This window comes from Dactylosporangium sp. NPDC049742 (assembly GCF_040674675.1).
GTDB classification, from domain to species: Bacteria; Actinomycetota; Actinomycetes; order Mycobacteriales; family Micromonosporaceae; genus Dactylosporangium; species Dactylosporangium maewongense.
The window spans coordinates 204,858-213,620 of sequence record NZ_JBFANF010000014.1; the positions used below are offsets into that span (position 1 = coordinate 204,858).

Sequence of the window (8,763 nt, forward strand, 5' to 3'; positions counted from 1 at the left end):
TGACATCGATACTGTGCGGATGGAGGCTGAGCAACGGTTCGGACCCGAACTCCGCCGGCTTCGCCACGACTCTGACCTCTCGCTGAGCGACCTGGCCGGACGCGTCCACTACAGCAAGAGCCACCTCAGCAAGGTGGAGAACGGCGACAAGGCGCCGTCGGAGGCGCTTGCCCGGCAGTGCGACGCGGTGCTGCGCGCCGGCGGTGCTCTGCTGCGCCTCGCCGTGCCGGTACCGGCGCGGACGGATCGGGCTCCCGCGGACGCGGCGCCGGCACGGACCCGGGACGAGCGCTGGACGCTCACCCTCACCGACGGCGACGGCCGGCTGGCGGTCGGACCTGACGGCACACCGAGCGAACTGGAGGTCAACCGCTGGGCGGTGCCCGATGCCGGCCGGGCCGGACGGCTGCCCGAGGGCACCGTCGAGATGTTCGGCGTGATCCTCGGCGATCTGCGCAGACTCGGCCAGTGGCAGCCGCCGGCGGTGGTCCTCCCCGGCGTGCTCGCACACGCGGCCACGCTGCGCTCGCTGGCCGGCCGGGTCACCCCCGCCGAGCGTCCGGCGGTGCTGGTCATGGCGTCCCGGTTCGCCGAGTACGCCGGCTGGTGCCTGCAGGAGGCGGGTGACGACCACGGCGCGCTGACGTGGACCGCTCGGGCCGCCCGACTCGCCCTCGACGCCGGCGACGATCAGTTCGCCGCATACGCCGACGTGCGGCGAGCACTCGTGGCGCTCTACCGCCATGATGCCGTCGAGACGGTCGCCCTTGCCCGGCGCGGCGCACAGGCCGCCGCCGACCACCGCATCCGCGGGCTTGCCGTGCAGCGGGAGGCGCAAGGTCACGCGCTCGGTGGCGACGAGCGCGCGTGCCACCGCGCGCTCGACCGCGCCGCGGAGCACCTGTCGCTCGCCGCCGCGCCGGACGGCACCCCGGTCATCGGCACCTCCACCCTGACCGATCCCGTCGCGATGGTCCGCGGCTGGTGCCTGTACGACCTCGGCCGTCCGGAAGCCGCCGCGGAGACGCTCGAGCGCGAGCTGGGCAAGGTGCCGCCGGGCGCCCTGCGGACACGGGTCCGGTTCGGCGCCCGGCTGGCCCTGGCATACGCCGATGCCGACGAGGTCGAGCAGGCCTGCGCGACGGTACTGCCGCTGCTCGGCCCGGCCGTCCACGTCGACTCCGCCACCGTGCGGGCGGACCTCGACCGACTGAGCCGGGCGCTGCGCAGGCAGCACCTGAAGACCGCCGTACGCGAGCTGTTGCCGCGGTTGAACGCTGTGCTGCATACCGCCAGCATTGCTTGACGAAACCGCCGGCTGCAGGCGTTTCCCGTTGCCTACCCGATGGGAGAAAGGCAACTCCTTCTGTGCCCGCCCACTGCTGCTCGACCGTAGGTGCATCCCAAACACCTAATGGTCGAGGAGGTGTTTCCTCATGGAGTCGCACGGCATCATCGTGGCCCTCGTCCACGCCCTGCTCGCCGCATTCGCCTGCTGACGTCAGCTCGCATGGCCGGGGTCGCCCCGGCCATGCGACCACGCCAATCCGTACGCGTATCCCTGCCGGAGATTTCGGAACGTGAGATGCACTTCACCGAACCGATCGACGTCGAGAACGTTTTCCACCGCCGGCTCGGCGTCCACCATTCTCGGCGGCACACCGTCGACCCGGGAAACCACCGGCGGAACAGCAGCAGAGTCGAACCTTACATTGACGTCGAGCGCTCGCACGGGAACCAGAGGCTGCATCACATAGTGCGGGACCATCGGCTGACCCGGCGGCAGGGTGAGCCGGATCGCGTAGTCGTGCGTCGCGCCGGCGTCGAAGCTGCGCGGCAGTTGGATGAAGTAGATGAAGTGCTCGGGCGAGGGCTGCACCCGTTCTCGGATGTTGCCGCCGTAGAGGAGCTCCAGGTTGAGATCGTGTGCCACCCCGTCCGACGTGCTGCGCGGCACGGTGAACCGGCAGAAGATCTCCTCTACGCCGTCGCCGGTCATGACGATGCTGCGGTGTTCGGTGATCTCGGGCGCGGGGCCGTCGAGGCGCAGCAGTGCCCGGACCGAGGCGACCTGCCAGCGCTCGACGCCGCGATCGGAGCTGTCGCCGACCGCACTGACCGCGGCCTTCTGGGCAAGCACCTGGAACGCATGGTCGACCCGGCGCCGAGCGGTGCGCTCATGGCAGTGCAGTTGACCGGCCAGCCAACGCTCACGGGCGGCCAGGTCGCGGTGATCGGCCGCGGGATGCAACGCGAGCGCGGCCGCGACCGCTGGCCACGTGTCGTCCGCCTCGTCGCGCAGCAGCGCACCGAGTGTTTCGGCGAGCTTCAGCCGCGCCGCCGCGCCACTGTCGGAGTCGGTCACGCCGCACAGGTCGCGCAGCTGGTGACCGAGCTTGGCGGGAAAGCTGGGATGCCGCGTCGCGCGGCCCTTGCGCAAAGCGCACAGCTCGTTCAGCAGCTGGGGCAGGTCGGCGTGCACGGTCTACTCCTTGTCCGCTTCGGCGTTCTGGCCAGCGACTGGCCAGAAGATTGGCCACTCGTTGTCCACAATTCGGTGCAACATGTGATCCGACGTGGTCATACGGGGAGCCAAGCGTCGCACGTCTCATCCATCTGAGGAAATCCGTAAATATGATCCACTACCACCTTTCCGTCCGCTGTTCGGTGGTCGTTCGACGAGTAGGACCCCCCATCCCGAGACCCTGATTTTCCGTCCGGCAATGCAGGACCCGCCGAAAACCGCTTGTTGGCATCGGACTGCCACTGCAAGGCTGTCGACGCGGTCCATACCGTGCCACAGCACCGGATCCTTGAATCGGCAACGCCGTGCGCGGCGATCCGCGACCTGACGGTGTTCGCCAGAAAATGAAAAGCCCTCACGCCGCACCGATATCCGCCGGCGCTGTTTCGCTGCGCCCGGACGCCCACCGGAAGGTGCACCAATGATCGACATCGTGGTCAACTACCGAACGTCGGACGAACCGCTGGCCGCACTGCTCATCGACCAGGCGCTCGCCAAGCGCATCGGCGGCCGGGTCTTCCGCGACTACAGCTCGATCCGGCCCGGCCAGCGATATTCGTCGCGGATCTGGACCGCTATCGACCAGTGCCAGGTCTTCGTGGCGGTCATCGGCAGCCGCTGGCTGCAGAAGGACGACGACGGCCGGCGCCGCATCGATGACCCGGCCGACTTCGTCCGCCGCGAGATCGCCAAGGCCCTGCAGCGGGGTATCCCGGTGGTGCCGGTGCTGATCGGCAAGGCGAGTCTGCCGAAGCCGGAGGACCTGCCGGAGGACCTGAGCGGGCTTCCGGCGCACCAGTACCGCTGCGTCCGCATCCGCGGCGCCGAGCACGAGGTCGAGCGGCTCGCCGATGAACTCATCGCGCTGCTGGACGACGAGCCGTCGAACGGGGAGGAGACCGGCACGGCCGCCGCCGGGGGCAGGCCGAGCTCGACGGTGACGAACGTCTTCGAGGGCACCGTTCACGCCGAGGGCGCCGTGTTCGGCGTCGTCAACAACGGACGGTAGATGCCGCATGCCCATCGAGACGACCGCCGGCGAGGAAACGGACGCCGGCGTCACCGCCCAGGCCGGACCTGACGTCGCCGACACCGCGGACCCGCTGGCGGATGCCGCCGCAGAGCCCCGGGCGCAGTCCGAGGAGCCGGTGCCCGGCGAGCAGGGCGGGGAGTCCACGGCGGAGAAGAGGCCGCCGCACGAGGACAAGGCGAAGAAGGAGGCCGGCGTCGCGAACCAGGTGACCGACGCCGTCTGGACCTTCTATCGCGGTCCTGTGGCCTTCACGTACAACACCTTCAACGGCGCCGTCACCGCACCGGGCTCCACTTTCGGAGTTCGGGAAGGGGCCGGGCCCCGCTCGGGCGGCCACCGCAAGGTGACCGGCCGGATCGGCGACGAGCACGCCGCGGCCACCGTCCGTCGGTACGCGGCGCCGCCCTGCTTCGTCGAGGCCCAGGCGAAGCTGCGCACGCACCACGTGGTCGTCGTCGAAGGCCGCCCCGGGACGGGCCGGCGCTCCGGCGCGATCAACCTGCTGCGCGAGGTCACGCGAGAGCCGCTCGTGGTCCTGTCGCCGACGCTCTCGCTGCGCGAGCTGGCCGAGCGCGCCTACGACAGCGGCTTCGGCTATCTCATCCTCGACCACGTCTACGAGCAGCGGCGGGTCGACCTCGAGTTCACCTGGGCCAACGTGCAGGAGAACATCGAGCGGGCCGGCGCGTTCCTGGTGATCACCAACTCGTGCGTGGGTGGCACGGCCAGTAGCGCGGTGCCGCACATCGCCTGGGACCTGCCGTCGGCGGAGGCGGTGCTCCGGGCGCAACTGGGACCGCGCGAGGACCTCGACACGATCGTGCACGACGTGCTCGCCGCGTTCGGCGACGACGCCGCGCCGGCGAAGCTGGCGGCAGTCGCGCGCCTGATCCGCGACGACAATCTGTCGGTCGAGGAGGCGCTGAAGAAGCTCGACGAGAGCGCCCGCCGCCAGGTGCTCGAGTGGTTCGCCGGCCGGCCCGCCCACCGGGACGTCGTCGCCGCGGCTGCCCTGTGCTTCCTCGAAGGCACGGACATACGGACGTACGAGGTGCTGCTCGACGATCTGCACGAGGTGCTGGCCGGCCGCGTCTCCGGCAAGCGGGCCAAGGCGCAACTGCGCAAGCGGGACGCGGACATGTTCGGCGAGCGCGAGACCCGGCTGCACGGCACTGGCCTGCTGCAGATGCGCAGCGAAACGTGGAACGGCGCACCGATCGAGATCGTCGCATTCAAGGACGACGCCTACCGCCGGTACGTGCTCGCGGAGCTCTGGCGCACGCAGACGAACCACTTCTGGGACTCGGTTTGCGAGTGGCTCACCGAGGCGGCGGTCAGCCGGTTCGCGGAGAGTCACACCGCGGTGGCGAGCGGGCTGGCCTGGCTCGCCTGCTCCAGCGTCAACGAGACGCAGCGGTGCTACCTGGAGCCCTGGTCGGCCGCGACGACCGGCTGGCCGGGCCAGGTCACCGCGGCATACGCGCTGTGGTTCATGTGCCACCGGGATGAGCTGGCGTCCATCGCGCTGCAGACCGCGGTGCGCTGGGCCCGCAGCGGCGACAGCGACCAGCGGTGGACCGCGGCGTTCGCGCTGGGCGGCGAGCTCGGGATGTTCTTCCCCTCCGACGCCGTCAACCGGCTCTGGCAGCTCATGACCCGGGACACCGACCTGTGGGTGATCGGCTGCGCGTCGATGGCGGCGCTGTTCGCCACGCTGAGCGACGACGAGGACGGCGACCCGGTGACCGTGCTCAACCTGCTGGGCAAGAAGATGACCGACTTCGGCACGGGCGCCGGACCGGCCGACCGCAAGGGCCCGGTTCCTGCTGTGCAGCTCATGCGTCTGCGCACGCTGACGATGACCGCGGCCCTGTCGGTCGTGTCCGCCAGCAGCATCCGCACCGGCCGCCCGGCGGTGGCCGAGTACCTGGCCCGCAACCGGCGGCGCGCGGCGACCGGCGCCGAGCCCCTGGCCGGCAACCGGCGACGGATGGCGATGATCGCCCGGATCTGGGCCGGTGTGCTGACGTTCCGCCCGCTGCGCTGGGAGGCGTTCTTCGCGCTGCGGCTGGCGCTGCACGCGCTGCGCGACATCGACGAGGACTACCTGGCAACGTCCCGCGATTTCGGCACCGCCCTCGCCGAGGCGCTACCCGAGGCCGAGCGCCGAACGTTCAAGGACGCGTTCATGCAGGTCGACGAGCGGGCCCGGAAGGGGCGCAAGGAGCCGCTCGCCGAGGTGCTCGTCGCCTGCATCGAGGCCATCACGAGAAAGATCCATTCCGGAGGTGTTCGTTGAGTTCCGCCGTCTACCCGATTCTTGAGCGCCGGTCCTTGGACCCGGCGGAGAAGGCCCGCTGGTTCGGTAGGAAGAACCGCAAACTCGACGACCTTCCGCGCCCCGCCGCTCATCAGTCGCTGGTGTACCTCGTGGCCGGCGACCTCGTCGTCGACGACGGGCAGATGTCGATGGCCGGCGAGCAGATCGTCAACGCCACCAATGTGAGCGTCGTGGACATGCGGCGCGACGCGCTCGTCGTGGTGCGCATCGACATCCCCTCGGCCGATGCCTCGTACTTCGAGGTGCTGGTGACCTTCCGCTGCACGGTGGACGATCCGGTGGCGGTGGTGGGCGGCGGCGTCAACGCGTCCGAGGCGCTGCAGGGGCATCTGAAGGCGCACAACCGGATCTTCGAACTCGGCCTGGGGTACAAGCTGACCGAGGTCAACGAGGTGCGCCGGATGGTCAGCGCGCAGGTACGGGCCTACCTGACGCACGTGCCGGCCCGGGTGTCGGGCATGCAGGTCCGGTTCGCCAACGTCGAGGTGAGCAGCCCGAAGGAGCTCATCGACTTCGAGGGCAACGTACGCAGCAAGACGTTCGCGAACAAGCTCGACCAGCAGGAGGCGGAGTACCTGCAGCAGAAGGACGCCGGCTCCGCGGCGCACCACCAGGCGATGGAGAGCGGCCGGCGGGACCACGAGATCGACCTCGACGGCAGGTCGCACCGGCACGACCTGCGCAAGGCGTCCGCGTCCGCCGCGCAGGACCTGGAGCTCGACGGCTGGTCGCACGCGCACGGGCTGCGCAAGGCGTCCGCGGACGTCGAACACGAGCTCGACATGGTGCAGCAGCGCGGCGCGGTCGCCCGAAGCGAGTTCGACCGGAACGTGGAAATGCTCAACGGCGACCCGAAGCGGGCCTTGCTGGCCGCGTACGCCGCGGGCCAGCTCGACGCGCAGGGCCTGTCGGTCGGGCTGAAGGCGATCGACGACAGCCTTCGCGACCAGGCCGTCCACGTGGCGCAGCAGGAGCGCGACGAGAAGCTCGCGCTACAGGCAGCGAAGCTCGAGGAGCGGCGCATCGAGCGCGGCTGGCAGCGCGAGGACAGCGACCGCGAGGCGGAGCTCAAACACCGTGAGGAGGTGCAGGCACGGGTCGACCGCCTGCGCCGCGAGAAGGAGAAGCGCGAGGACCAGCTGCGCAAGGAGCAGATCGACCGGGACGACAAGCTCCGCGAGGAGCAGGCAGGCCGGGAGGACCAGCAGCGGCTCAACAGCATGCGCTTCGAGATTCTGAAGCAGATGGCCGCCCAGGGTCACTTCAACACCACGGATCTCGGCGGTGGCAGCCTGTTCGCCGAGGTCATGCGCATGCCGCAGGCGGAGGTCGAACAGCGGCATCAAGACGCGGTGGGCAAGCGTGTTGCGGAGCAGCTCGAGAGTGGCGGGGTGCGTGAGGAGGATGAGTGAGACAGTCCTGATCCGCTCGCAGGCCGACGAGGACACCGTCGAGCTGCAGCACGAGCCGTACCGGCCGGCGAAACCAACCCGGCGCGGCCCCGGATACCTGCTGCGCCAGATCGCGGGGGTCGACGAGACGATCCTCGACTGGGTGCCGGAGGAGCGCCACCGGTACAGCCGCCTCGGCGCGATCGTGCTCAACACCGGGCTGATGGCGGCGCTGTCGATGCTGGCCCTGCTCGGGTCGCACGACGTGCCGATCGCGGCGCTGGTGCCGGCGGCGCTGTTGTGGGGATACGTCGTCCTCACGTTCGACCGGTGGCTGATCACCGATACCCACGGCTCCAGCGGGATGGGCACCGGGAAGTTCCTCGCCCGGCTCGCCATCTCGATTCTGATGGGGCTGGTCGTCGCCGAGCCGTTGCTGCTGTGGATGTTCAGCTCGGACGTGCACACCCAGATCGGCAAGGACCGCACCACGCTGCTGGACACCTACGAGAGCACCCTCAAACGGTGCAACCCGCTGTCCGGTGAGCCGCCGGCGGACGCGTCCGGCTGCACGAAGGAGTACATCCTGAACGTCCCCGGATCGCCGAGACCACTGCTGGACAGCAAGAAGGCGGCGGAGGACGAACGAACCAAGATCAACGCCGCTATCGCCGACATCGACACCGAGATCAAGCGCCGGGAGGACCTCGCCCGCCTGGAATGCAACGGCACCCCGGGCCGGGGCCTGACAGGACGTGTGGGCGAGGGCCCGAACTGCAAGCAGCTTCGTCGCGAGACGGCCGAGTACGTCGCGTCCAGCAACCGGCCCCAGCGGCAGGGCGAGCTCAACGCGGTCAACGCCAAGATCGCCGACATCGACGCCCAGATCAGCACGGCGAGCCAGGGGTACGCCGAGGCCGCCAGCAAGGCGATCAAGGAGAAGGTCGACGCCAAGGAGGAGAAGCTGGAGACGCCCGGCCTCCTCGACCAGGTGCGCGCGCTGAGCCAGCTCGCCGATCAGAACACGTTCGTGCAGCTCCAGTCCTGGCTGCTGCGACTGCTCCTGGTGGTCCTCGACGCACTGCCGGTGATCGCCAAGCGGCTCAGCCGGCCGACGACCTACGACGGTCTGCTGTCCCGGCAGCTCACCATCAGCGACAAGCTCCACCACAAGACGCTGAAGAGCCGCAGCGACCAGGCGCTGGGGGACCTCGACGTGCAGATCCAGGAGACCGAGCACAAGATCCGGGTGCGGCGGGAGCGCATCGAGGAGCAGGGCCGCGACGCCGAGGCGGACCGCCAGGCCACCCTTGACGCGCAGATCGAGGAGCTGGCCCGCCGGCTGCGGGGAGACAGCTAACTGGGGAGGGGGGTGGTCGGGCGCTGGGTCCGACACCACGGGCGGAGCCGCCGCGGCAGGACGCGGCGCGGCGACGGCGGGGACAGGCCCGGCCCGGTCGAGGCGGGCGACCGC

At 70.0% G+C, this 8,763-nt stretch carries 6 protein-coding genes; 5 read left to right on the plus strand and 1 reads right to left on the minus strand.

Annotated elements, in window-relative coordinates:
• Window positions 1-19 precede the first annotated feature (19 nt).
• Window positions 20-1,306 (plus strand): helix-turn-helix transcriptional regulator, encoded by a 1,287-nt coding sequence (locus AB0J72_RS20240; RefSeq protein ID WP_363400792.1) that lies wholly within the window; start codon window positions 20-22, stop codon window positions 1,304-1,306.
• 195 nt (window positions 1,307-1,501) lie between these two features.
• Here the strand turns inward: AB0J72_RS20240 and AB0J72_RS20245 are convergent, their stop codons facing one another.
• Entirely contained in the window at window positions 1,502-2,482 is a 981-nt protein-coding gene (locus AB0J72_RS20245; protein WP_363400794.1) for a hypothetical protein, read from the minus strand.
• A gap of 463 nt (window positions 2,483-2,945) precedes the next feature.
• Here AB0J72_RS20245 and AB0J72_RS20250 point away from each other — a divergent pair, with 463 nt between their 5' ends.
• Genes AB0J72_RS20250 through AB0J72_RS20265 form a run of 4 tightly spaced genes read left to right on the plus strand, consistent with a single transcriptional unit; the run spans window position 2,946 to window position 8,649 of the window.
• On the plus strand, window positions 2,946-3,533 hold the full coding sequence (locus AB0J72_RS20250; protein WP_363400796.1) for a toll/interleukin-1 receptor domain-containing protein: 588 nt from the start codon (window positions 2,946-2,948) through the stop codon (window positions 3,531-3,533).
• A gap of 7 nt (window positions 3,534-3,540) precedes the next feature.
• Window positions 3,541-5,856 (plus strand): hypothetical protein, encoded by a 2,316-nt coding sequence (locus AB0J72_RS20255; RefSeq protein ID WP_363400798.1) that lies wholly within the window; start codon window positions 3,541-3,543, stop codon window positions 5,854-5,856.
• Window positions 5,853-7,310 carry a hypothetical protein gene (locus AB0J72_RS20260; protein WP_363400800.1) on the plus strand — a complete coding sequence of 486 codons (1,458 nt, stop codon included), beginning with the start codon at window positions 5,853-5,855 and terminating at the stop codon, window positions 7,308-7,310. The genes AB0J72_RS20255 and AB0J72_RS20260 overlap by 4 nt, the downstream gene beginning before the upstream one ends.
• Window positions 7,303-8,649, plus strand: a complete 1,347-nt coding sequence (locus AB0J72_RS20265) for a DUF4407 domain-containing protein (RefSeq protein ID WP_363400801.1) — start codon at window positions 7,303-7,305, stop codon at window positions 8,647-8,649. The genes AB0J72_RS20260 and AB0J72_RS20265 overlap by 8 nt, the downstream gene beginning before the upstream one ends.
• The last annotated feature ends 114 nt before the right edge of the window (window positions 8,650-8,763 follow it).

Coding starts and splice junctions, on each gene's coding strand:
- AB0J72_RS20240 (WP_363400792.1), top strand. CDS start 20: ATGGAGGCTGAGCAACGGTTCGGACCCGAACTCCGCCGGCTTCGCCAC.
- AB0J72_RS20250 (WP_363400796.1), top strand. CDS start 2,946: ATGATCGACATCGTGGTCAACTACCGAACGTCGGACGAACCGCTGGCC.
- AB0J72_RS20255 (WP_363400798.1), top strand. CDS start 3,541: ATGCCCATCGAGACGACCGCCGGCGAGGAAACGGACGCCGGCGTCACC.
- AB0J72_RS20265 (WP_363400801.1), top strand. CDS start 7,303: ATGAGTGAGACAGTCCTGATCCGCTCGCAGGCCGACGAGGACACCGTC.